At 51.7% G+C, this 24271-nt stretch carries 22 protein-coding genes; all 22 read right to left on the reverse strand.

What is annotated here, in order from left to right; genetic code table 11:
• Window positions 1-28: 28 nt before the first annotated feature.
• On the reverse strand, window positions 29-1156 hold the full coding sequence (gene cheB, locus P1S59_00120) for a chemotaxis-specific protein-glutamate methyltransferase CheB (protein ID MDF1524669.1): 1128 nt from the start codon (window positions 1154-1156) through the stop codon (window positions 29-31).
• Window positions 1153-2019, reverse strand: coding sequence for a protein-glutamate O-methyltransferase CheR (locus P1S59_00125; GenBank protein MDF1524670.1), 867 nt, complete (start codon window positions 2017-2019; stop codon window positions 1153-1155). Before P1S59_00125 ends, cheB begins: the two co-directional genes overlap by 4 nt.
• Window positions 2020-4056, reverse strand: coding sequence for a HEAT repeat domain-containing protein (locus P1S59_00130; protein MDF1524671.1), 2037 nt, complete (start codon window positions 4054-4056; stop codon window positions 2020-2022).
• A gap of 192 nt (window positions 4057-4248) precedes the next feature.
• Complete coding sequence (locus tag P1S59_00135) at window positions 4249-5154, reverse strand: response regulator (GenBank protein ID MDF1524672.1); 906 nt, start codon at window positions 5152-5154, stop codon at window positions 4249-4251.
• A 5-nt stretch (window positions 5155-5159) separates the two neighbouring features.
• Window positions 5160-5933 (reverse strand): chemotaxis protein CheW, encoded by a 774-nt coding sequence (locus P1S59_00140; GenBank protein ID MDF1524673.1) that lies wholly within the window; start codon window positions 5931-5933, stop codon window positions 5160-5162.
• A 201-nt stretch (window positions 5934-6134) separates the two neighbouring features.
• Window positions 6135-6947 carry an AAA family ATPase gene (locus P1S59_00145; GenBank protein MDF1524674.1) on the reverse strand — a complete coding sequence of 271 codons (813 nt, stop codon included), beginning with the start codon at window positions 6945-6947 and terminating at the stop codon, window positions 6135-6137.
• Entirely contained in the window at window positions 6947-8986 is a 2040-nt protein-coding gene (locus tag P1S59_00150) for a chemotaxis protein CheA (GenBank protein ID MDF1524675.1), read from the reverse strand. The genes P1S59_00145 and P1S59_00150 overlap by 1 nt, the downstream gene beginning before the upstream one ends.
• Window positions 8987-8999: 13 nt before the next feature.
• Entirely contained in the window at window positions 9000-9368 is a 369-nt protein-coding gene (locus P1S59_00155) for a response regulator (protein MDF1524676.1), read from the reverse strand.
• Between the two features lie 15 nt (window positions 9369-9383).
• Window positions 9384-11381 carry a DUF4388 domain-containing protein gene (locus P1S59_00160; protein ID MDF1524677.1) on the reverse strand — a complete coding sequence of 666 codons (1998 nt, stop codon included), beginning with the start codon at window positions 11379-11381 and terminating at the stop codon, window positions 9384-9386.
• Window positions 11378-12106, reverse strand: a complete 729-nt coding sequence (locus tag P1S59_00165; protein MDF1524678.1) for a metallophosphoesterase family protein — start codon at window positions 12104-12106, stop codon at window positions 11378-11380. The genes P1S59_00160 and P1S59_00165 overlap by 4 nt, the downstream gene beginning before the upstream one ends.
• Before the next feature lie 3 nt (window positions 12107-12109).
• Window positions 12110-12613 (reverse strand): M17 family peptidase N-terminal domain-containing protein, encoded by a 504-nt coding sequence (locus P1S59_00170; GenBank protein ID MDF1524679.1) that lies wholly within the window; start codon window positions 12611-12613, stop codon window positions 12110-12112.
• On the reverse strand, window positions 12613-13026 hold the full coding sequence (nusB, locus tag P1S59_00175; GenBank protein ID MDF1524680.1) for a transcription antitermination factor NusB: 414 nt from the start codon (window positions 13024-13026) through the stop codon (window positions 12613-12615). The genes P1S59_00170 and nusB overlap by 1 nt, the downstream gene beginning before the upstream one ends.
• Before the next feature lie 10 nt (window positions 13027-13036).
• Window positions 13037-13507, reverse strand: a complete 471-nt coding sequence (ribE, locus tag P1S59_00180) for a 6,7-dimethyl-8-ribityllumazine synthase (protein ID MDF1524681.1) — start codon at window positions 13505-13507, stop codon at window positions 13037-13039.
• 139 nt (window positions 13508-13646) lie between these two features.
• Window positions 13647-14849, reverse strand: a complete 1203-nt coding sequence (locus P1S59_00185) for a bifunctional 3,4-dihydroxy-2-butanone-4-phosphate synthase/GTP cyclohydrolase II (protein ID MDF1524682.1) — start codon at window positions 14847-14849, stop codon at window positions 13647-13649.
• A gap of 10 nt (window positions 14850-14859) precedes the next feature.
• Complete coding sequence (locus P1S59_00190; protein MDF1524683.1) at window positions 14860-15516, reverse strand: riboflavin synthase; 657 nt, start codon at window positions 15514-15516, stop codon at window positions 14860-14862.
• A gap of 7 nt (window positions 15517-15523) precedes the next feature.
• Complete coding sequence (gene ribD, locus P1S59_00195) at window positions 15524-16621, reverse strand: bifunctional diaminohydroxyphosphoribosylaminopyrimidine deaminase/5-amino-6-(5-phosphoribosylamino)uracil reductase RibD (protein MDF1524684.1); 1098 nt, start codon at window positions 16619-16621, stop codon at window positions 15524-15526.
• A protein-coding gene (gene prfB / locus P1S59_00200; GenBank protein ID MDF1524685.1) for a peptide chain release factor 2 occupies window positions 16618-17731 on the reverse strand; the annotation gives its coding sequence in 2 pieces (ribosomal slippage) (window positions 16618-17655 and window positions 17657-17731; 1113 coding nt in all). The genes ribD and prfB overlap by 4 nt, the downstream gene beginning before the upstream one ends.
• Window positions 17732-17861: 130 nt before the next feature.
• Window positions 17862-19517: an apolipoprotein N-acyltransferase gene (lnt, locus tag P1S59_00205; GenBank protein ID MDF1524686.1), complete on the reverse strand. Its 1656-nt coding sequence runs from the start codon at window positions 19515-19517 to the stop codon at window positions 17862-17864.
• 7 nt (window positions 19518-19524) lie between these two features.
• On the reverse strand, window positions 19525-20352 hold the full coding sequence (locus P1S59_00210) for a hemolysin family protein (protein MDF1524687.1): 828 nt from the start codon (window positions 20350-20352) through the stop codon (window positions 19525-19527).
• Between the two features lie 150 nt (window positions 20353-20502).
• Complete coding sequence (gene ybeY, locus P1S59_00215; GenBank protein ID MDF1524688.1) at window positions 20503-20877, reverse strand: rRNA maturation RNase YbeY; 375 nt, start codon at window positions 20875-20877, stop codon at window positions 20503-20505.
• Window positions 20834-23326: an HDIG domain-containing protein gene (locus tag P1S59_00220; protein ID MDF1524689.1), complete on the reverse strand. Its 2493-nt coding sequence runs from the start codon at window positions 23324-23326 to the stop codon at window positions 20834-20836. The genes ybeY and P1S59_00220 overlap by 44 nt, the downstream gene beginning before the upstream one ends.
• Window positions 23327-24271 (reverse strand): PhoH family protein, encoded by a 945-nt coding sequence (locus P1S59_00225; protein ID MDF1524690.1) that lies wholly within the window; start codon window positions 24269-24271, stop codon window positions 23327-23329.

Here is a 24271-nt window from a genome sequence, read left to right on the forward strand (position 1 = left end):
CGTATTTAATAAGGGATTAATTATAGGGTTATGGCTTCTTAGTACCACCGCCACCTGTATTTTTCAACCCGGTGACTCCCCTGGTCAGTTCAACTATCCGGGAACCTATCTTGTCCAGGTGAAGCACCTCCTGGGCAGCACCCTTTAGAACCGCCGCTCTGGGCATGCCGTATACCACTGAAGACTCCTCCGATTCAGCGATCGTATACCCTCCCGCTTCCTTGATCCGGTTAAGGCCATCGGCTCCATCGTTGCCCATCCCTGTAAGAAGCACACCTATCGTCCTGTCGCCATACACCCCGGCCGCTGAAGACATTGTCATGTTCACTGAGGGCACAAACCTGTCTGCTTGCTTCCTTTCCACAACCTCCACACCCCTACCCATATTCCCACTGATAACTATATGGTGACCACCGGGAGCTACAAGAACGGTTCCGGCCTCAAGCTTGTCGCCATCGGCGGCTTCCATACCCCTGAGAGCCGTGTTCCTGTCCAGTCTCAAGGCAAATTGACGTGTGAACACCGGGGGCATGTGCTGGACCACGATCACCGGCAGAGGATAATTCTCGGGAAGTTCAGACAGGACCCTCTGCACTGCCGAAGGCCCCCCTGTTGATGCCCCGATAACAAGTATGCCAGTTTTTGGAGACAGGATATTGGAAACTTTTACATTTTTTGAATGAACCGGTTTAGCCGCAGGTTTTTTCAATTTCAGTCTGTTCAGGTAGAACCCCATGTCCTTCCCGGCGATGGCCCTGATCTTTTCCTGAAGTTCGCCCCGGATCCCCATAATACGTTCAGAAGCGTAACGCACCGGTTTAACGACGAAATCCAGTGCCCCGAGATCCAGAGCCTTGAACACGTTCTTTTCCCCTCCTTCAGCGCTCACAACGATCACCGGGATGGGATTATTGCGCATCAACCATCTCAGAAAGGTAAATCCATCCATCCTGGGCATATTTAAATCGAGGGTAATGACATCCGGAGGATTGGTCATGACGGTTCGTATGGCCTCTTCCCCGTCAGAGACAGCCTCTACCGTATCCACCTCATCCATATCCGTAAGCATTCCCCGGATCATCTTCCTGTTGTAAGCCGAGTCATCTACCACAAGGACAGTGAGGTGCCCCTTTTTTCCGTTACCGCGAGTCGTCAAATTTTTTCCTCCCCCGGCTTTTGGTAGACCATGACCTTGGTGAGATGTTTGAGTTTGAAAACAGTAGTTAAGTTCATAAGTGATTCCGAATGACCCAACAGCAGGTATCCTCCGGGGCCAAGTTTTCTGAAAAATGAGTCCACAACTTTTGCTTTGGCGTTCTTGTCGAAGTAGATGATAACGTTCCGGCATATAATGATATCACACTCGCGGATCAGGCCCATCATCTTATCATCCATCAGGTTCAAATGGCCGAAATGAACCATTTTCCGGATAGATTCATCAAGGGCATATTTGCCATCTTCAGTCCTCTTAAAATATTTTTTTAGCGAGCATTCTTCGGTGGCCCTGAAGGATGACTGGGAAAAAACAGCCTTCCTTGCGGTCTGAAGGACCCTTTGACTGATATCAGTCCCGATTATATCCACCTCCCATGTGCCGTCGAACAGGCCCGATTCACTGCAGAGGATCGCGAGAGTGTAAGGTTCCTCGCCGGTAGAACATCCTGCGCTCCATATCCGGAGACGCTTTTTCTTCCCGTTGCGCCGGGCCAGTTCCGGCAGGATCTCTTCCGCGAAAGCGTCCAGTTGTTTTTTTTCCCGGTAGAAATAGGTTTCATTGGTGGTTACGATATCTATCATCGCATTGAGTTCAATAATACGATCCTGGTGATAAAGAAGATAATGGTAGTATTTGAGAAAAGTTTCGAAATGGTGCTCTTTCAGGCGGTTCTGGAGGCGGCTTTCCAGGAGGAATCTACTGGGCTCGTCGAAGTAAAGACCAGCATGTTCATAAATGAAGGAAGCAAGTAGCCTGAACTCCTCGTCGGTAAGCTCTATGCGCCCGGAGGTCTCAAACAACATCTAGTTACGGCCCTCCAGGGCCGATCGGATCGCTTCGCGGACCTGTTTGTCTGGATCTTTTTCCCCTGCCTCATGAAGAATGTCCGGAACCTGGGCTTCCTGGCGCTGGGAAAGGGCGTGGACCGCAAAAACCCGGATGCTTGGATCAGCATCATCCATAGCTTTCCTGAGCAAATGGAACGCTCTGTCATCATCAACCTTGCCCAGGAGCCGGCAGATACTCCGCTTCATCTCCAGAGACCCTGTCTCGAACTTTTCAATAAGCATTCCCAGAGCCTCTTCTATACCTGAAGCAGCCATCCGGCCCAGTGCGTCCAAAGCGGAGGTCTGCATCATCAGATCTTCGCCTTTGAGCAGTTCCTCAAAATCAGCAGGGGTGGCCGCCGGTTGAGCGCTCAAGGCAGAAACCGCTGCTGATCTGACCCACGGGTCCTGATCATACATGGCCGCCTTCAGGGGTTCGATGCTCTCGGGGTGCTTTAACTCTTCCAGGGTCACAACGGCCTGAACACGGACCTGAGAATTTTCATCCGTGAGTGAGTTGATGATTGTTGCCATAGCCATGGAGCTATCGGAACGTTTCAGACAGCTGACAGCTGCCGCTCTCACCTCAGGGTCCGTATTCCGGGCAGCCCTTAAACACAGTTCCTCCCAATCCGGAGCCTGTACCTCTGTGAGGATCATGATAAGGAGCGTATAAAGGGATGAAGCGGCGTTTGAAAGCATGGGGATGATCCTGTCGGCAAGATCGCCGGGTGACCTTTGGCCGAGAATCACAAGAGCGTGAGCCGCCGATTGGGCGACATCGCTGTACTCGTCCTCAAGCACCGGGAGCAGTCTTTCAACGGACCTGTTGTCGCCAAGAACGGATACAGCCATGGCTGCATCTTTCCTGACATGACCGCTCTCATCTTCGAGCAGTCCGTATAGCACATCCAGGGACTCCACACTCCCCAGGGTTTTCAAGGTTCTGATGGCTCTTTGCCTGACGAGAGAATCATGATGCTTCAAAAGCCCTGATATAATACTGATATCCTTTTTTCCCAGAGTTAGTAGTGCCAGATCCACATCCCAGGCAAGGGCATCATCCTCAACAAGGTCCAGGATGAAATCTGTTGACTCCTTCGAACCGATCATCCCCAGGGCGGCGAGGATATCCTTGCGGTCATCAAGAGCATCCGACACATCCAGCTGGGCTATCAGAGATTTTAAAATAACTTCATCTGACGCCTCGGAAACAGCCCCTCTAAGATCTTGGGCAGTATCGATGTCCTCATTAAAAACACTTCTGCGATAGATGGAACCGATTGCCAGGAATGCTGATTTGGTGGGTCCTTTTGCAAGGGTAGGCACCGCTTCCATCAATCTGATGCCGTCCTGGATGCTTCCCATGGCTCCAATCCCGCTCAAGGCCGGTTTGGAAAGAAGCTGGTTTCCCAGGTACCTGAAAAACACAGGCAATGCTTCTCGGCATCTTAACTTGGCAAGAGAGCCAAGGATGCTGTAGGTGACCCAGTCGTCCGCTCCCTCCATCGCCATCAAAAGCTCCTCGCAAACAGATGGATCACCAATGGCAGCCAGAGCTTCAGAGGCGGCGGATTTGATGTTGTCCTCAGGGTCTTTCAGCAGGACCACCAGCGAGGGAAGAGTCTCTGGGTTGGCGATATTCCCGAGAATATCAACGAGAAACTTTCTGACATCAGTCTGCTTTACATTAAGGTGTTCAACAAGTAAGGTCGCCGCTTCGTGGCCGATCCTTTCCAACACCTCCACCACCGAATTTCGAAGTGTCAGTTCCATCTCCGGGTGCATCAACGGTACCAGGGTGGCAACGAGCTGAGCGGTTGGTGGAAGCTGGGATAGTCCCTCTATGCTCTCCTTGCGAACCCGCCAACTCTCGTCAGACAGGGGACGAGTCAACCAGTCAAGGTCGGATTCCGAGAGATCACCCTTTAACGCCTCCATAGCGAGACGCCTCTCCTCCTCTTCAGGTGAGGAAAGTTGGACGATGAGAGCCTTTCTTTTATCGGACTCCATTTCGACCTCCAAGCTTCCTTTCACACAAATTGCGAAACGAAGCTGAAGTTGGTGGGGAAAGCGCTCTCTCGTTCGGTTATGAACACTCAAGCGATGAACCTGGAAATTCCCACGGGTTAAATTCAATTTCCTATAACAACAGCCAAATGCAATCCATATTTTAAAATTCGGGCGGGTATTCCAGAACGAATTTCAAGATACTTGGATACCCCTCGAATTGAGCAGCCGAAGCATCTCTCCCCTTAAAAGAGGGGAAAGCTGATCTTCCATCTCAGGGAACTTATTCATAAGTAATGATTCCCCTTCTCTGAGATCGGAAGCTATGGCATCGAGCAGACTCTCAGGTGATGTTGAGGAGATGACATCTTCGTTGTAAAGAGCTATATCCCCCACGATCACCCTGCACATCCGCTGGATGGCTCCCATCTGGTGGACTTCAGGGGGCTGGATCGCATTTTCCATAGTTTCCAGGTCACGTCTATCCTGAACCTGATCGTCTGTGGGCGGAGGCACATCTGCCGGGGTGATCTTCCCGGGAGTGTCGTCATTCGGCGAGAGAAGCCGACGAATCTTGGGAATGAGCAGGTCCGAAAGATGATGTCTCTCAAGGTAGTCGTCAGCTCCGTAAAGTGTGGTTGGTGCTCTCTTGTAACGTGCCACATGATGGACTGCGGAAAGCAGAATAGAAGGAATCCCCGGACCAAACTCTCCACTGGAAACCTTGTCAAACAGTTCATAGCCCATCATGTCAGGGAGATAAACGTTTGTGAGAAGCAGATCCATCTCCCCCTCTTTGAGAACATTGAGGGCCTCTTTTCCTGAAAAGGCCAGATGCCCCCGGTAACCGTTGCCGTCAAGGATCCTTTGGATAAGCTTTCCCAACTCCTCCTCTTCAACAACAACCAGAACCCTTTCGGCCCCTTGTTCTGGAACATTTTCCACCTGGGCCTGGGGTATGGGAATATGTGTACCGCATGCGCGGCAGGGGAATGAACTGATCCCGGACGGAAGCTTTTCGCGGTGGATCTTGTAGGCTTTTTCGCAACCTTCGCACTTGATGACAATGCTGGAAGGTCCTGTGTGTGAAGCAGAACTCATAGATCTTATTCTCCTGACGGGAGTTTCAGGTTCCCGGAACCCTCCCCATCGTCCAGTCTCAAGACTATTTCAAGGTTTAACAGGATGATCAGCCTGTCATCGATCCGTCCGATACCTCGAAGGAACTCTCCTTCCACTCCACCGAGGATCTCGGGCGGTGGCTCGATCTTGCTGAGTGGGATATCAAGGACCTGTACAACGCTGTCCACATAAAGGCCGAAAAAATTTTCCCTGGATTTAACGACGACAATCCTGTTCTGCGACCCTCTCTCACCCCGAGGCAAACCCAGTCTCAAACTCACATCAAACACAGGAATGATCGTACCCCTCAAAGAAAAGATACCCAGGATAAAATCAGGTGTTCTGGGCACCTCCGTCGCTTCCTTGGGTCTGATTATTTCCTTTATGTCCATAATATTGAGGGCATACTCCTCCCCGCCCAGTTTGAAAGTCAGAAGTTGAAGCTGCTCTTCCTCTTCCTCCTTTACCTCCTTACGCTGACTCATGAAGACATCGTCCAGGCTGGTAAGAGTTTCGGGGATCTCTTCCACCTCCACAACAGAGGTTGCTTTTTCACTATCCATGGGAACAGCCTCCTCGCTGGTTACGATCTCCTCCGGCAGGTCACCTGGATCGGGAGAGTCCACATCCTCCAAAGGAACAGGGGGTTGTTCCTCTATCAATGCTGTCTCCTCGACAGTATTATCAGGTTTTTCCCTTACTTTTCTTCCCTTTGGCTTCCTGCTCTTGGCCTTTTTTCTGATCTCAACAAGATCCATCGCGATCTCCCCGCAGACTTTATTCGCTGTTAACCACACAAAAAATCTCTTCAAGCCACTTTACGAATGGCCCCCACCCCAGTCCCGCCGCTAGCGAGATGGATGGAATCGTAAAAAGTCATTGATTCGTGAGGAAAGTTAAAACCGCGCTTTTCACTTTCCGTGGAGCAAAAAGCCAATAATGGACTTTTTGCGACCCTGTCAATAGCCCGGTTCTAAATCGAGGTCCTCGACGACATCCAGAATAATGTCAGGGCCGATTTTTGAAAGATCCTTCGAAAATCCCATCAGGAGGGCGTTGGCCATAATGTTGTTAATGACCCTCGGAAGACCGCCTGAGTAACGGAAAACCACGTCCACCGCTTCCTCGCTAATGATCTCCCGATCCCCCTCAGCAGTCAGCAGTCTGTGAGTGATATACCTTCCCGTATCTTCACGCCCTATAGGCCCGAGATGATAACGGATGCCGATCCGCTGCCTGATCGCCTCATAGGATCCATGTTTAAGCCTTTTCCGCAATTCCGGCTGCCCAATAAGGACAAGGGAAAGAAGGTTCGCATCATCAAGTTGAAAGTTCGTCAGGAGCCTGATTTCATCAAAAGTTGACTTGGATGGTATCAATTGCGCCTCATCAATGATAATCACCGGGAAAATATCATTCTCGTAATAGCTGTAAAGAGCAGCGTTGATCTGGTCAAGAAGATCCGTCCTGAAATAGGAAGGAGATTCGACGCCGAGGCGCCCGGCAACGGTCTTCAGGAACTGGTTTGGAGACAAGCGAGGATTGATGATCAGAATCGGGAGATAGTTTTCCGGAAGGGTATCTATAAGGGCCCTGCTCAGAAGCGTCTTACCTGTACCGATCTCTCCCGTCAACAGAGTGAGTTCTCTCTCCTCCGTCCCGTACTGAAGTCGCGCGAGAGCCTCCTCATGAATGGGACTTTTATAAAAAAACACCGGATTTGGCGTTTTATCAAACGGTTTCACGCTGAAACCGTAATGTTCAAGATACATTAATGAGCCCTCTTGCCCATGGCACCAAGTCGGATAGCTTCCGTCATAAGACCGGCTACATCCAGAACGAGGATCGTCGATTGATCACCCAGCTCTGCTGCGCCGGCAAGACCTACGCTCTTGGAAAAAGAATCACCCAGAGGTTTTATGACCACATCCTGCTTGCCGATGAGGTCTCCCGTCACAAGCCCCATGCTTCTGTTGGCCATAGCTACAATAACCACATAGATGGATTTTCCCTCGGTAACAGGGGGGAGGCTGAAAACCTTCTCCAGTCGGATCAGAGGCAGCGTTCGGTCACGGAGGGTTATCACCTCCTGCCCCTGCATCGTTTTGATCACTTCCCTGGTAAGTTCGATGGTTTCCTGAACAGATCCCATGGGGACAGCGAAGATTCTGTCTCCGTTCCTGATGAGAAGCGCCTGAAGGATGGCCAGGGTGATCGGCAGGGTCAGGATCACGCGGGTACCCTTATCAACGGTTGTGCGGATTTCCACCGCTCCGCCAACCTTTTCCAGCTCTTTCCTGACGACGTCCATCCCTACTCCGCGGCCGGAGATTTCGGTTACACCCTCCTTGGTGGAAAAGCCGGGTTTAAAAAGAAAACCGAGAACTTCGTCTTCAGTATAAATCTCATCTTTTTTAACATCACCCCTCCTGACTGCTTCCTTTTTGATCCTGACGAGGTCAATTCCCTTACCGTCATCCTCCACTTCGAGGATGACATGATTCCCCTGCTGATACGCCGAAACCTTGATATTTCCTGTATCCGGCTTCCCTTTGGACCTTCTAACCTCGACATCCTCGATCCCATGATCCAGAGAATTCCGCACTATATGAAGCAGAGGGGAGACCATTTCTTCCATGATCATTTTGTCCAGTTCGGTTTCATGACCCACAAACTGAAGGTTCACCTTTTTCCCAAGATCCTTCGCAATTTTTTTTGATACCCTCTGGAGACGGTTATAAAGTTGTCCCATGGGTACCATCCTGATATCCATAACTCCGTCACGGAGATCTACGAGCTTCTTCTCCATGTTGGTGGTACTCTTCCCAAAATCCATCATGAGGTCGGAGGGAATAGCGTCCCCCAAGTTCCTGAGACGTTGGGCGATATTGACGAAACCGGATTTCATGATGACCAGTTCCCCCACGAGGTTCATAAGGTAATCAAGTTTTCCTATATCCACTCTAACGGTCTGACTGACACCCCTAATTTCGTCCTCGAAGGAACCTTCTTCAAACCTTGCCGGGGTGTCAGTATCAATCACCTGATTTCCGGGTCCCGATGGAGTTCCTCCCAGGTAAGGGACCGATTCCAAAGTTCTCTCGTCGCTCCCCACGGTTTTCATGACCTCACCTTCGGGCTCCCGAGAGGTGAAATACAGGGTGAACCCGATGTTACCGTCCCCACCCAGGTTCGTTTGCGGCAGTGTTGTGAGCAGCTCGCCCATTTCTCTGATGGCGGACCCCAGTGCCTCCAACTGGACATCGAAAGTATCCAGAGGAAAACTGCAGCTCACGCGGAAAAAAGGCATACCCCTTTTTATATTGTCCCTGAAACGGTGTTCCTCATATTCGGACAGTATGTCAGTGATACCGGAAGGGATGCCGATGAAGGTGGAAAGGTCATTGTCCTGCGTATTCTCTTCACCCTTCTCCAGTTGTTCCAGTTCCTTGAGATAATCACCCAGCTCAACAGATATGTCCCCACGCCCCTCACTTATGGCCCTCACCATCCGCACCAGGTTCTGAAAACCCTGTCCCAGGAGCTCCACCACATGGTCCGAGAGAGGGATCTTATCCAGTCTGAGAGAGTCCAGAAGGTTTTCCATCTTGTGTGAAAGTGAGGAGACCCCTTCCAGATTGAACATACCCGAAAGACCTTTGATGGAGTGAGCGTGTCTGAAAACAGCGTTAATGATATCAGGCTTGCGATGATCGTCCGGATCAATATCCATTAGCAGGCTGATGGACTCATCCAGGTTGTCCAGAATGTCCTCCGCCTCGGCGACGAAATCTTTCAATGACTGGTCCACTTAACCTCCGCTGCTAACCCAGGAGTTCCTGAACAAATTGCTGAAGCTGGACAGGTTGGAACGGTTTAACGAGGTACTTATCCGCGCCCAGACGCAAACCACGCTCTTTATCCACATCCCGGCCCTCTGTGGTGACAATGATCACCGGTATATGTTTGAAGTTCTCACTTTGTTTGACGAACCTGACCACCTCTAACCCGTTGATATCAGGCATATTGATGTCGGTGATAACGAGATCGGGGGACACTTCGGGCAGCTTTCTCAGCGCCTGAAACCCATTGGCAGCCTCGATGATGATAAAATCCCCCACCTCCTCAAGAGAGGAGATGATCAGGGATCGCGTCATCGGGGAATCTTCAACTACAAGGATCTTTTTAGCCATTATCCCATTCCTCCATTAGGATCTCTGGGATTTGAGCTTCATCTCCAGAAAAGCCCGGTCCAGGGCAAGGCCCACATGGCTCAAGAAAATGTCCAGAGTGTGAGTAGGTTCCAGCCCGTCACGCTGTGGATAGTTATCACCGTACAGCAGGACAGCCACCTTCCCCATGCTCACAATGGGTCCCAAAAAAATCTCGCCCGGCACACTACCGCCCAGTGCTTCAAAAAGCGCGAACTCTGTACTGGAACCTGTGGGTGGTCCTTTATAGCTCTGCCGGTTTTCCGTTACCCATTGGAATATGGAGTTTTCTTCCAACGGAAGGTTCAGGGAACGTACAACGCTATCGGCATTAATATCCTGACCCAGGTCGACCCCGAACTGACCCAGCCCCTTAATATCGTTCTTTCTTATGAGAAACAGTATGGCTCTGTTGGCAAAAGCCGAGGCAAAACGAAGGGCAAGTAGTGTTATTTCCCCGCTGATATCCTGTCTGTTCAGCTCATTAACGTATGAGCTGAGCCTGGCCATGTAGGGATCTGAAGAAGCTTTCTGAGGGGGCGCCTGGGTTTGCTGGGTACCGTCCAGGGGGAGATCAATATCGCTCAACTCATCGCTGAACTCCTGTTCGATGTCGTAATATTCCTCCCCATTATCCACCGGCTCTACAGCCATTTGTACATCCTGCTCAACATCCTGCAGGACACCCGGCGTATCATCGGCGGGGGACTCCACAGGAACAGCAGGCGGATGTTGGTGCCCTTGCGGTGTCTGTAAAGATAACACCTGAACAGTTGAGATCTCTGGAGTTGAGGCCTCCTCTATCTCTTCCTGGAACTCTGGAACATTGCTCATGGCTCCGGTTATCGTTTCAACAATTCGCTGAACACCGCTTTTGTCAATCTTTTCGGAAGCAGGGAAAATCGTCAGGCCGGTGACAGTTTGGAGCTTGGCTCCCAGCTCCTCCTGGATCTCCCGTCTGCAGACAAGACCCACGGGCAGGTGAAACCCGAAATCCCACATTGTGGAAACGATCTCCAGACCTCCAAAGGCTCTACCGTCTGTGATACCAGAGGCTTCCAGATCAGTCAGCAGATAGGGGTTAATACCCTGCTGCCGAAGCTCCTGTATTTTCACCAGGGCATCAGCACCGTTTTCGTAGAGCAGCAGCTCGATCCCTGCACGGACAAAGCTGCCGGTGATTTCAACCACAAAGGGGACTTGAAGACCAACGGCCACAACTTTGCCGGATATCACGCCAGGGAGCTGCGGCAGAGTTTCAGGAACAACGAACTCACCCAGCTCTTCCGCCAGACCCTCTTCCGGCGTCGCCTCCTCAAAACTACCGGCTGATCCGGTCAAATGCTGTTCGAATTCATTTTCCCAATTGTCTCCCAACACACTTCCGGGATCCACCATTGAGCTCCTGTCCCGGACCTCTTCTGAGACGGCATCTCTCAGCATTTCATCTTTTCTTCTCGCCCCTTCCATAACCAGGAACTGGGCCCCGATACCTTCATCCAGAAAAAAGGGCGCAACTTTGAAAAGGAGGGGATGGGTATTCTCATCCTCAATAAGCTGAAAACTGAAGGTACCCTCCTCCCACATGAATAAAGAGTAGGTCAGCTCTTCAACCCTTGTTTTTAAAACCTCCTGAAAACTATCATGGCCGATCCCAAGCAGATCACGGAATTCCTGCGGCGAGGATGCTGAGTCCAGCTTCTCCCTTATGGATTCCAGCTGGTTCGCTTCGATAAGGCCATTTTCAGCTAACAGGGTTAATACACTCTCTTTTTCGTCAGAACTTGCCGCATAGATCACCTTGCCAGCCCTGATGTAGAGGCTTGCTTTCCCATCCGGGGCTTCGAGACGCAGAAGACCGGACCTCTTACTGAGGCTCACTATCTGGAGGATCTCTCCAAGGGAAAGATCTTCCAACCTTCCTACCAGGCTCATTGTGGGGTCTAAAACCGCACTGGATGAACCTTGGGTTCCACTGTTCTGTTCTCTGTTCACCTGCCCTCCGCCAAACGGTCCGCAAGGGGTTTGGGTAGCCCTGCACTAAGCATTTTTTCCTGGGTTATCTTGAATTCATAGGGGGATCGAAGTATTGAAAATTCCCCCTTGTCGGTGTCCAGTAGCCCAAAACATGCATCGGGATTTCCGTCTCTGGGCTGCCCAACGCTCCCCACGTTAACAAGATATCTGGCTCCATCAGCTACGGTGAATGAGTCACCAGGAAGGACCGATACCTGTCCGGACTTTCCCTTTTCTACTGTCACAGGTTGGTGGGAATGACCAACGAAGCAGAATGTGCTCTCAAAATGGGAAAAGTTTCTCTCGGCATCCCACAGGGAAAAAATATAGTTCCAGCTCTCCGGTTCCTGGGGATTGGCATGAACAATGGTCACACCATCATGTGACATCACCATAGGAAGAGTCGTGATAAAATCAATCGCCCAATTTTCCATCTGGGCGGAATTCCAGGCAATGGCTTTTTTCGCATTTGGGTTAAAGCTTTCAATATCTATTTTTCCCAGCGCCGCGATATCGTGGTTCCCCATGACAGCGATGTCGGCATTTTCCATAACCCACCTTGTACATGCGTTTGGGTCCGGGCCATATCCCACAACATCCCCTACAAAGTAGATCTCGTCCACTCCGATCCCGTCAATAGTCCCTTGAACAGCTTCCACTGCCTCGAGATTGGAATGTATATCTGAAACAATTGCTATTTTCATTCTCTATTCCGGCGATGCCACCGAACCGTCTCCGGTTCTAAGAGAAAGGGTGAAATCCTTATCGGTTGAAAAAAACGATACGTTAAACTGCCCATTTTTTTCAAAAGGTTGGGCAACTGCAACAAGGTCGTCCAGAACTCCCTTTTCGTGAACCCCGGCCAGTGGGATACCCTCAACGGCGAACTTCCCTCCCTCAATTCTTACAGCGGCATCGAGGGCAAGACGATAGGCCTCTTTTCGCAAATCCCGGCCGAACTCCTCCCCGGAACCAAGACCCGTCAGTATCACTTTTGGGGTCGGAACCTTGCCCTGAGTTGCCAAAACGGTGAGCTGTCCGAACTTGAACAGATCAGGTTTCCTCTTCCACAGAATGCTGACCGCCGCGTTGCAGCGCCAATCAAGCAGAGCCAGGGTCCCTGCCAGGGGTTTGACATCCGAAGGGTGAAAGAGCAGGAGGACATCCCCTCGGTAATTTAAGGCGCTGCCGCCGCGGATCTGGATTGGCATCAAGACTCCATTCCAAGGTCGATTCGTACCCTGTCCAGTACACCGTTAACAAAAGTCCCCGACTCCTCACCACCGAATTTTTTAGCAAGCTCAATGGCCTCGTTCAGCACTACCCTGACCGGTTTAGGTGTCTTGCCGGTCAACTCCGATACGGCCAATCTCAGTACGTTGCGGTCTACGGCCGCCATCCTGCTGAGCTCCCATTTCAAGGACGCTTTCCGGATGTGGCTGTCGATCTCATCCAGACGTTCCAATGTCTCCTCCACCAACTCCCTTGTGAACGCCCTGGTATTTTCAGGAATTTCACCGAAAGTGAGGACATGCATACAGGCCTCTTTCCGGGAGACCGGATTCAGGTCCATGCTGTAGAGGATCTTGAGAGCGTTTTCTCTTCCCTTTCTGCGGACACCCATAAGCAGCTATTCAGATCTGCCTGAGCAGATTTGCCATTTCCACTGCACCCAGGGCAGCCTCGAAACCCTTGTTGCCAGCCTTTGCACCGGCCCTGTCGATGGCCTGTTCCAGGGTGTCGGCAGTGATTACGCCGAAGGTGACCGGCAGCCCCGTGTCCAGCGAAACCTGGGCGATACCCTTGGTGACCTCGGCTGCGATATAGTCAAAATGCGGGGTCTGGCCGCGAATCAGCGCTCCAAGGCATATAACAGCATCATATTTGCCCGAAGAGGCCGTTTTTTTGGCCGCAAGTGGAAGCTCGAAGGATCCAGGGACCCTGATAACGGTAATATCTGTCTCCCCGGATCCGTGCCGCAGCAGACAGTCAACAGCACCCTCGATGAGCCTGGCAGTCACGAAATCGTTGAACCTGGAGGCTATGATGGCGGTTTTCAGTCCTGAAGCATCCAGTTTGCCTGCTATGGTATTGTATCCGGACATAATGTCTCCTTTCGCACTCTGATAACCCCGGAAATCCCTGCCGTTCTTTTTCCAGGCATCGAGGTTTTGGAATATCCAGGTGTCGTTTTTAGACTTTACACACCGATACCCCGGCACTCCAATACCAAGGTGCTTGCTTTTACAGCTTTTTCAAAAGGTGCCCCAGCTTTTCCTTCTTGGTTCTGAGATAACTGATATTCTCCCGGCGGGCTTCCATCTCAATAGACACCCTATCAGTGATTTGAAGCCCATACCCTTCCAGACCTACTATTTTTTTCGGGTTGTTGGTAAGCAGCTTGATCTTTTTGACTCCAAGATCCACAAGGATCTGTGCCCCGATGCCGTAATCTCTCAAGTCAGGTCCGAAACCCAGTTCAAGGTTAGCTTCCACAGTATCCCGACCTTCATCCTGCAATTGGTAGGCTCGAAGCTTGTTCGCAAGGCCTATTCCTCTGCCCTCCTGGCTCATATAGAGGAAAACACCACTGCCCGCCTTCTGGATCATGGCCAGGGCGCTCTCCATCTGCTCACCGCAATCGCATCGCAGGGAGTGGAAGACATCACCTGTCAGGCATTCAGAATGGACTCTGACCAAAGTGGGTTCGTCCGGGTCTATGGACCCGGTGGTAATGGCCACATGTTCCTGACCGTCGATCTCGTTGCAATAGGCGTGGGCCGTGAACTCGCCAAACCGTGTGGGAAGTTTGGTCTGGGCCACATTGGTGACCAGGCTCTCATGGTTCATCCTGTATTTCACCAGGTCCTCAATGGTCACGATCTTCAGACCAAACTTCCTGGCCACAGCCCTTAAATCAGGCATTCGTGCCATAGTACCGTCATCGTTCATGATCTCGCATATCACACCTGAGGGGTTCATTCCTGCCACCCTGGCCAGATCAATCGATCCTTCTGTCTGGCCGGCTCTTACCAGTACACCCCCTTTACGGCCGCGAATGGGGAAAATGTGGCCTGGCCTGTCTATATCATCCGGCCCGTTATTCTCATCAATGGCCGTGAGGATCGTATGGGCACGATCTGCTGCGGAAATACCTGTCGTCACACCCTTTTTAGCCTCGATGGATACCGTGAAAGCGGTGCCGTATTTTGCTGTGTTCCTGTTAACCATTTGTGAAAGGTTCAACTCTTCACAGCGCTGCTCCGTCAAGGAAAGACAGATCAGTCCCCGACCGTGAAGGGCCATAAAATTGATGATCTCGGGGGTAATCTTCTCAGCAGCGACCATGAAGTCACCTTCGTTTTCCCGATCTTCATCATCAACCAGGATAATGATCTTACCTTCCCTTATATCTGCAAGCGCATCTTCAATAGTTGAAATAGGCATACCAACCCCTTCAGTCAGCGATAAAACCGGCTTCTATCAGCTTGTCGATGGTTATCGTCTCGCTGCTGGCCTCTGCCGTTAGATTCCGGACAACGGACATCACGTATTTTAAAATCAGATCGGGTTCCAAATTAACAAAATTACCCGGTGTTTTCAATCTAAAGGTCGTTTTTTCAAAGGTTTCCGGAATCATCGCCACGGAAAACACCTCCCCCATACCTTCTACTATGGTCAGGCTCACACCATCCACAGAAACGGAACCTTTCGGCACAACATAGGGAGCAAATTCGGAGGGGCAGGAGATCACCAGATGATAAGCCTCGCCGTCCTTTCTCAGCTCCCGGATCTGCCCTTTTGTCTCCACATGACCGGAAACCAGGTGCCCCCCCAGCCTGCCACCTAAAACCAGTGCTCGTTCCAGGTTGACCCGAAAACCAATAACGGCATCTCCAAGTGTTGTTTTCTCCATCGTCTCTGAGGAAAGAAATGCCGTGAACACACTGCCCGTAACCTTCTCAACTGTCAGGCAAACCCCGTTGACCGATATGCTGTCTCCCGGCCTGGTCCCTTCAAGAACAGCAGATCCCTCCACATCAATCCTCAACCCGCCGGACCTGAGTTCCGTACGCCGGACCGAGCCGATCTCTTCCACTATCCCTGTAAACATAGATCCCTCACTTTACATCCGCAGTGATCTGAACGTCTTCGCCGATCCGGCGTATCCGGTGAAAGGACAGACGAGCCGCTTCTTTCATACAGTTTATTCCCATGTCTCCCACCGCGGGGATTCCGGACGCTCCGAGCACTCTTGCGGCCATGAAAAGTTCAAGCCGGTTCACTGCTCCTGTTTTCAGCATCCAGGCAGCCGTTTTCCCACCCCCCTCGGCCATGACATGCAAAATCCCCATGTCCGCCAGGGACCCGGCCAGTGCGCTCCAGGCAAAGAGCCCTTCTTCCACAGGGAGCCTGAGCAGCCGCACCCCCTTGTCCTGGAAGGCTTGATATCGAACTTCAGGAACCTCTTCGCCGATGACGAGTAAGGTGGTACCTGCCTGATTCTCCCTTACTATTGTCGAACCCGGGGGAGTCCGAAGGGCCGGGTCCAGGACAACCCTCACAGGCTGGATCTTTCTCCCCACATCCCTTGCGGTAAGCTTTGGGTCATCGGCAATGACTGTCCCCACACCTACCATAACAGCATCAACCTGTGCCCTGAGCCTGTGGACAGCTCTTCTGGCCTTTTCGCCGGTTATCCATTTGGAATCACCGTCAGGGGCCGCGATACGGCCATCCATAGTGGAGGCAAGCTTGAGTGTCGTGTAGGGAGTCCCCTCCCTGGAAAAATGGAAAAAAGCCCTGTTGAGTTCCTCCGCCTCCCGGCCCAGGGTTCCGGTAGTTACCCCGACACCAGCCTTGCCGAGAGCCTTAAACCCCTTACCGTCAACCAGGAAGTGCGGGTCACCGCAAGCAGCGAAGACATGGGTGATACCGGCATCGATTATGGCTTTGGTACACGGTGCCGTACGTCCAACATGGTCACAAGGTTCCAGGTTGACGAAGAGGACTCCTCCGCGAGCGGCCGATCCGGCCCTTTCAAGGGCCAGAGCCTCCGCGTGAGGTTCCCCCGGCCTTCGATGCCACCCTTCCCCGACGATCCTGCCGTCAGCAACAACAACGGCACCGACCATGGGGTTAGGATGTGTAGTGCCCGCCCCCCGGGATGCCAGGACCAGTGCCCGTTTCATAAATTTCAGTGCCCTAGCCGGATTCACTCATCCCTCCGACCCATAAGGTAGGCCTGGATAAAATCGTCCAGATCTCCATCCAGCACAGCATCAACGTTACCTGCCTCGTACCCGGTCCTGTGGTCCTTAACCATCCTGTAGGGCTGAAGAACATAGCTGCGGATCTGGCTCCCCCAGGCGATCTCCTTCTTCTGCCCCTGCACCTTCTTCATCTCTTCCTGTTTTTCCCTCATTATCCGATCGTACAGTCTGGCCCTCAGGATCCTCATGGCATTTGCCTTGTTCTTGTGCTGTGACCTTTCGTTTTGACAGCTGGCAACGACACCGGTGGGGATGTGAGTGATCCGCACAGCAGAATCGGTGACATTGACATGCTGGCCGCCAGCGCCGCTTGAACGGTAGGTGTCTATCCGCAGATCGTTGTCATCAATATCAACCTCGATATCATCTTCCACTTCCGGATAGGCAAAAACGGAGGCGAAGGAGGTATGACGCCTGCTGCTGGCATCGTAGGGAGAGATGCGAACCAGACGATGGACGCCGCTCTCTGCCTTCAGGTAACCGTAAGCATAAGGGCCCTCTACCGCAACGGTGGCTCCCTTGATCCCGGCCTCTTCACCGTACTGGTGGTCCAGGATCTCTGCCGTGAAACCGCGTCGTTCGGCCCAGCGCAGGTACATGCGGAGGAGCATCTGGGCCCAATCCTGGGACTCCGTTCCACCTGCACCGGGGTTTATGCTTATTATGGCGTTCCTTAAATCCGCCTCGTCACCCAGGAGAGATTCCAGCTCAATGGAATCCAGTGATCTCTCAACTTCACGAAGTTGTGGAATGGATTCCTTTAGCAGCTCCTCCCCCAGTTCAGCATCCTCCTGGATCAGTTCAACTGCGGCCTGAAGATCCCTCAACGCAGACTCGATCCTGGTGAACCGATGGATCTCGTCCTTCAGGGAACTGATCCTCCTGGTGACTATCTTTGCCTTTTCGGGGTTGTTCCAGAAATCTGGCGAGGAAGCTTTCTTCTCCAGTTTCTCTATCTCGGTGGTTTTACCTGCGGGGTCAAAGATGCCTCCCCAGGGCATCTAATCTTGCGGCTGCCCCGTCCAGAGCGCTCTTGAATGCGTCCAAATGGTCCATCTTCGTAACCTCCATGAATTTGATGGATTCACAAAGAATCCACCAAACAGTCCCGCCATCGGCGGGACCGGGGTAGGAGCCACGCCGGCGGCGTGGGACGGATTCACTCCGTCTGGCGGTGGATCACGCCCTAGACGTGACCGCCCTTCAAACGCCTCGAAGAGACATTCTGCGAGGTTGTCAAAGCAAGTAATAAAACAAAATATACTGATACCACAGCCATACAGAGAATGACAATCCAGTCCCCATATCGAGTATAAAAGGTCTGTCCTCCTCCGGTTTCTATATCGGCCACAACAACACCTCTTTCTTCCAGGGGTATGCTTTTGACAATTCGGCCCCTGCGATCGATAATGGCTGATATCCCGGTATTGGCTGCCCGGAGAACCGGAACTCTATTCTCCTTGGCCCTGACAGCAGAAACGGCAAGGTGCTGGAAGGGGCCCCAGGAACGTCCGAACCAGGCATCGTTTGTCACGTTTATGAGCATCAATGAACCATCACGCACTTCCTGCCGACTGAGGGAGGGGATGGATATCTCATAACAGATCAAAACTCCCGAAGGCACGGGGGTCTTAAAGGGGCCATGCCAGGCACCCCTGGAGAACTCTCCTTCTCCAGGCACCAATTTGTCCACAAAAGACAGCAAGCCGGCCAGGGGAACATACTCCCCGAAAGGTACAAGCATGATCTTGTCGTAAAACTCATCCTTCCCACCGGGAGATAAGTGGTAGACACGGTTATAGAGGAGGATCTCCCGCCCTGCTATCTCGTAACCTGGACTTCCGAAAATGAGATGGATGTCCAGCTCTGATGTTAACCGGGCCAGCCTTTTTATCAGCTCAGGCTCTGCCTGGTAGAATGAAGGCACGGCGGTCTCCGGCCAGACAACCAGTTGCGCACCCTCCTGAACCGCTTTTTCTGTAAGGGACAAATATGTGTTCAGCGTTTCTTCCCGCAGGTCTTCCTCCCATTTGAGTTCCTGCTGGAAGTTTCCCTGGACAACCGCCACTCGCACCCTTTGCCCGGTATTTTGTGTCTGGAGGGGGTACAGGATCAAAGGCAGGAGGAGCAACACCGCCAGCATCAATCCGACACGAAATTTTTTTTCCTTCTGAACTCTGAACACTGTCCAGATCAGTACATTGACCAGGATGACCCAGAAGGACACACCGTGGACACCAGCCAGCCCATAAAAAGCTGTTAATAAAGGTATTTTCCATGTTGCTGATCCCATCAGCAACCACGGGAAAGGTGCCGGGAACCAGGACCTGGCAACCTCGAGCAGGACCCAGGCGGAGGGAAGGACCAGTATTGGCGTAAATGTGTGTGTGAGTAAGTGGGTAAGGGAGTGAGGGAGTAAGGGAGTGAAACCCTCCGGTCTTTCCTCAACGCCTTGACTTTGGACTTTGGACATTGGACTTTGGACTGCTCCTGCACCCACGCTGCCCTCCCCCGCTCCCGTCACCACCGGTATCAGCATGGCGAACAACCCCACATAAAAGCCATGTATGCCTGCCAGGAAGAGGATCACTCCTTCGGCAAGGGGAAAAGGGATATTTCCGAAACTGGTTAGTGAATGGGAAACCCAATTATAGGAGATAAAGAACCAGGCGGTGCCGGCCCCCCATCCGGCAAAAAAGGCTTGACCTTTGCCGGTATCGGAAAGACCCATAAAAAGGGGAACGAGAGCAACAAGGGACAGGATTCCCACATCCGGACGAGGGAAGGAAAGTATAAGGAGGATCGAGGATGCAAGGACCCGCAGGAATATACCCGGCTGCATGTGTGGGCTAAGCTCCCTCCTCCTCAACACTGACCCTGATGGTGGACACCTTCCTGGAGTCAGCTTCCTCCACAGTGAACAGCAGGGTTCCATACCGGCCCTGCTCCCCCTGAACGGGAACATGACCCATGAGATGGCTCAGGAAACCACCGAGTGTGTCATATTCACCGCGGGGCAATTGAACATCCAACTCATCCTCAACATCCTCAATATGGGACCGGGCATCGAGAATATAACTTCCGTCGTCCAACCGTGATATACCAGACTGCTCAACAGGATCATGCTCATCCTGGATCTCCCCCACGATCTCCTCCAGAATATCCTCAATAGTGATTATCCCGGAAGTACCACCGTACTCGTCAACAGCCACCGCCATGTGGACCCTTCTCACCTTGAACTCCTTCAGCAGGTCGGCGGTAGTTTTCGTCTCGGGGATAAAATATGCCTTGCGGCATACGGATTTGATGCTGATCTCTTCCGGGAGCTTACCCCAGAGCTTGAGCAGGTCCTTCGCATAGAGAATACCAGTGATATGATCGATGTCTCCCTCGTAAACAGGTATCCGGCTGTGGCCGGCTGCGATGATGGTTTCCAGAACTTCGATGATCGGTGTTGTTATCTCCACCGCCACCATCTCAGTCCTTGGAACCAGGATCTCCCTTACCAGGGTATCTCCCAGATCCAGAACAGCGTCGATCATGGCATGTTCATCCCGGTTGATCACCCCTTCCTGTTCGCCTACATCGATGAGGCTGTGGATCTCTTCCTCAGTGACGCTGGTTCTCGCTATTTTCCTGAACAGATTCTTGATGCTGTTAAAAATGCCTTCTGCCATTGTTATTGGGTTACTCCCTGTTTAAGTTCTCATCTCAAATCTCAGATCTCAAATCTCAAAATAGATCCAGGACCCAAAAGAGAATCAATAAACTATTTGAATTTTATTCTGTGTTCTGTGTTCTGTGTTCTACATTCCACATTCCACATTCTACTCCGATGATACATACCTTTCTTCCTCTTCCCTCATAGCCCTGGCAGCTTCCTCGCCCCTTTCATGGTCGAACCCCAGAAGGTGCAAAACTCCGTGGACAAGCAGCCGTTTCATCTCCACAGGGACTCCATGTCCCAGTTCAGAGGCCTGTTTTTGTGCAGTTTCCCAGGAAATGACCACATCCCCAAGCAGCTGGTGAGTACCTGCCGGCCCTTCACCCTCCAGTTGAGAGAAGGAGAGAACATCTGTTGGTCGGTTCATATCCCGGTAAAGATGGTTTAATGAACGGATTTCCTCATCATCAGTGATGAGGATGCTGAGTTCCGCTTCACTCCTGCCCGAGTCGTCTAATATTCTGGCTGCCAGGTCCATCAAGGTCTTCCGATAAAAGTCCATTTCCGGATTCCGGCTCAGCAATTGTATCATCCTTTTTTTTCTTATCCTTCCTTCGATCTTCACCAGAGATCTGAACCTGGGGATAATCGATGCGGTGATGGAGAATACCTGTCACGGTCCGTGTAAAGCTGCGCGCGATCTGATGGAGATCTCTCAGGGTGAGGTTTGATTCGTCCAGCTGTCCGTCAATGAAAATATCATTGATTATCTTCTGTACAAGCCCTCTTATCCTCGCCGGGGTAGGCTCGGTGAGGACTTTGGAGGCTGCTTCAACAGCATCGGCCAGCATGATCAGTGCTGCTTCACGGCTTTGGGGTTTTGGGCCCGGATATCTGAAGTCTCTCTCATCCACCGTCTGAACCGATGGATCCTCCATTTCCTTGGCCTTGCTGTAAAAGAAAGTTATAAGCCTCGTACCATGGTGCTGCCTGATTATATCCACAACCCTCCCAGGCAACCTGTGATCTTTCGCCACCTCCGCCCCATCCTTGACGTGAGAAGCGAGGATAAGAGCGCTCATGCTGGGGCTCAGCTTTTCATGACGGTTATCCCTGGTTTCCTGATTTTCCACGAAATATTCGGGTTTGGTCATCTTACCGATATCGTGGTAGGTGGCCGCCACTCTGGCAAGTAGAGGATTGGCGCCGATATCCTCGGCCGCTGCTTCGGCCAGGGACCCCACAAGCACACTGTGATGATAGCTGCCCGGAGCCTTGAGGATCATGTCCTTCAGTGCCGGCTGGTTGAGGTTAGCCAGTTCCATAAGCTTCATATCAGAAGCCACATTAAAGGCAGATTCAAGTGCAGGGATCGCCACGGAAGCGAAAAGAGCCACAAGGATACCGCTTCCAGCTGCCGAAAGCAGCTGATGTGTTGTCTCACCGGAAAACAGGTCTCCACCAATCAGGAGGAGAACCGCAACCATAATCATGCTGGCTCCGCTTACCGCAAGTCCTGCACGGAGAATGGAGGATCGCTGACGGCAGTGCACCACACTGAAGGCAGCCACAACACTCCCGATAAAGGAGTAAAGGAAAAGGGTATGGCTCCAATCGAAATAAAACGCTGCCAGAACGGAAAGGAGAGCAGCCATCACAACAGCCACCGTCACCGGAAAGAGCGTACCCGCAATCATGGTCCCGAGAGCAAAGGGAAGCACCATTCTTAAGGTTATCTCGGACAGGCCTGTATAGGTCGTCGTCATGGCTGCTGAAAGAATGAGGACACCCCGTATGGCCACAACCTGAAAAACTGTGATGACCGCCAGAATGAACAGCTCTCTCAGGTCGGTTGCCACCGGAGGAAAAACGACCTTCAGGATCATGAAAAATAAGAAGATAGTAATGGTTACCAGGAGAAACATCCCGAGAACGAGGGAGGTACGACTCACCTCTGGAGAGAGTCTTTTGAGTTCGCTGATCTTGAGGATCTGATCCCCTGTCAGCCGATCCCCCGCCCGCACAATAACTTCCCCTTTACCCACCTGATGATAAACAGCACTGGTCTCTTCGACAGCCTTCATTTTTCGCTGCTCGGTTTCAGAACGGTTGAATGTCATGTTAGGCCGGATAAGATCCTGAACCAGTGTTTCAATCAGCCTTCTGAGAGACACCTGCTGTCTTGTCCATCCCTGACTTGCGACTCTCTTCCTGGCAAGATCACGGGCTGTCTGCAGGGAAAGGATCTCTGAGAAATCGTCAAGGACCATCTCCTCGGAGAGGGCGTTAAGGGTCCTGAGAGTGACGCCCTTCCCCCTTTCCCTCAAAAGGGTCTCCCGGTTCTGGACAACACCTCGGCCGAGAATAGGCTGGAAAGAATCCACAATAACAGCTTCGATCTTTTCACTAAAACCATCGGGGAACAACGGTAGCATTTTTTCAACATTAATATTTATTGCCAGTTGATCAATGAAAGCCTTAAGGGATTTCTGCCTCAGAGAACTCGTCTCTTCACGAAAAAGATCCAGTTCCCGCTGGAGAGAGGCCCTTGCAGCGTTCTGGCTGGACTTTACTTCCTGTATGAGGATTTTTTCATCCTCAAGCTGGGACGCCAGCATCTCCCTCATCTGGAGAAAGAAGGTGCGGACCTTCTGCAGGATCTCATATTCCTGATTTCTTTCGAAATCGTACACGGCAAGAACAGAGGCCTCAGCTTCCATTTTTCTGGCTCTTGTGGAAGAGGGATCCTCCACAAGAAATGATTGGGTGGCCTTGATGGCCCTGATTGCAATGTCGCCGGGTTGATAATCTTCTGCTGTGAAAGGCTTTGTAGGAACGAGCAGGTAGGTCAGCAGGATCACTGTAACCCAGAACAGAAGTGATTTCTGCGTGTCCCTGTTCCAACGGAGCATTTTCCCGTTGGCAGGACGTTCTCCCCTTGTGGCCTTTGATTTTTCCCCCGGTTTGGCAGCGGGTTTCTTTGCCACTCAGATACCTCTATTCTCGTAGGCCTTGATGATGGCCTGTACAAGAGGGTGCCGAACGACATCCTTCTCGTTGAAGATGACGAAACTGATCCCCTCAATCTCGTCAAGGATATCCATTACTTCAACCAGGCCGGAGGTGCTGTGGTGGGGAAGATCTATCTGGGTGATATCTCCAGTAATGACGGCTCTCGAATCAAAACCAAGCCGGGTCAGGAACATTTTCATCTGCTCCGTGGTTGTATTCTGGGCTTCATCAAGGATAACAAAAGAATCGTTCAGCGTGCGACCGCGCATAAAGGCAAGAGGAGCTATCTCGATCACCCCTTTTTCCACCAGTTTCATGGCCTTCTCGGTGGTTAACATTTCAAAAAGAGCGTCATAAAGGGGTCTGAGGTAGGGGTTGACCTTTTCATACATATCCCCAGGCAGGAACCCCAGCTTCTCACCCGCTTCCACAGCGGGACGCGTAAGTATGATCCTGCTGACCTCTTTGGAAACAAGTGCCCTGATTGCAGCCGCCATGGCAAGGTAGGTCTTGCCGGTACCTGCAGGCCCAACCCCGAACACAATATCGTCAATCCCGATACGCTCCAGGTACAGTTTCTGATTCAGGCTTTTGGGCACCACCCTCTTTCGGGGAGTGAGCACCACTGTTTCACCGGCGAGTTCCGAGTAGTCAGTGGTTGTCCCGTTGATTAACTGCCGGAATATGTTCTCGATCTCATCATTTGTTATGGACCTTCCCTTCCCAAGGTTGGCAATGATGTCAACAACCAGGCGCCAGACATCCTCAACCTTCTGGGCCGGTCCATCGAAGAAAACCTTTTCCCCTCGAACGCCGACTGTTACACCGGTCAACTGTTCGATCATTTTCAGGTTCCTGTCCATGTCACCGGAAAGAACTCTGAGATGTCCCTCATCCTGTATTTTGAGAGTCTTTTTCAC

The sequence above is a fragment of the bacterium genome (assembly GCA_029210965.1).
Taxonomy (GTDB): domain Bacteria; phylum BMS3Abin14; class BMS3Abin14; order BMS3Abin14; family BMS3Abin14; genus JALHUC01.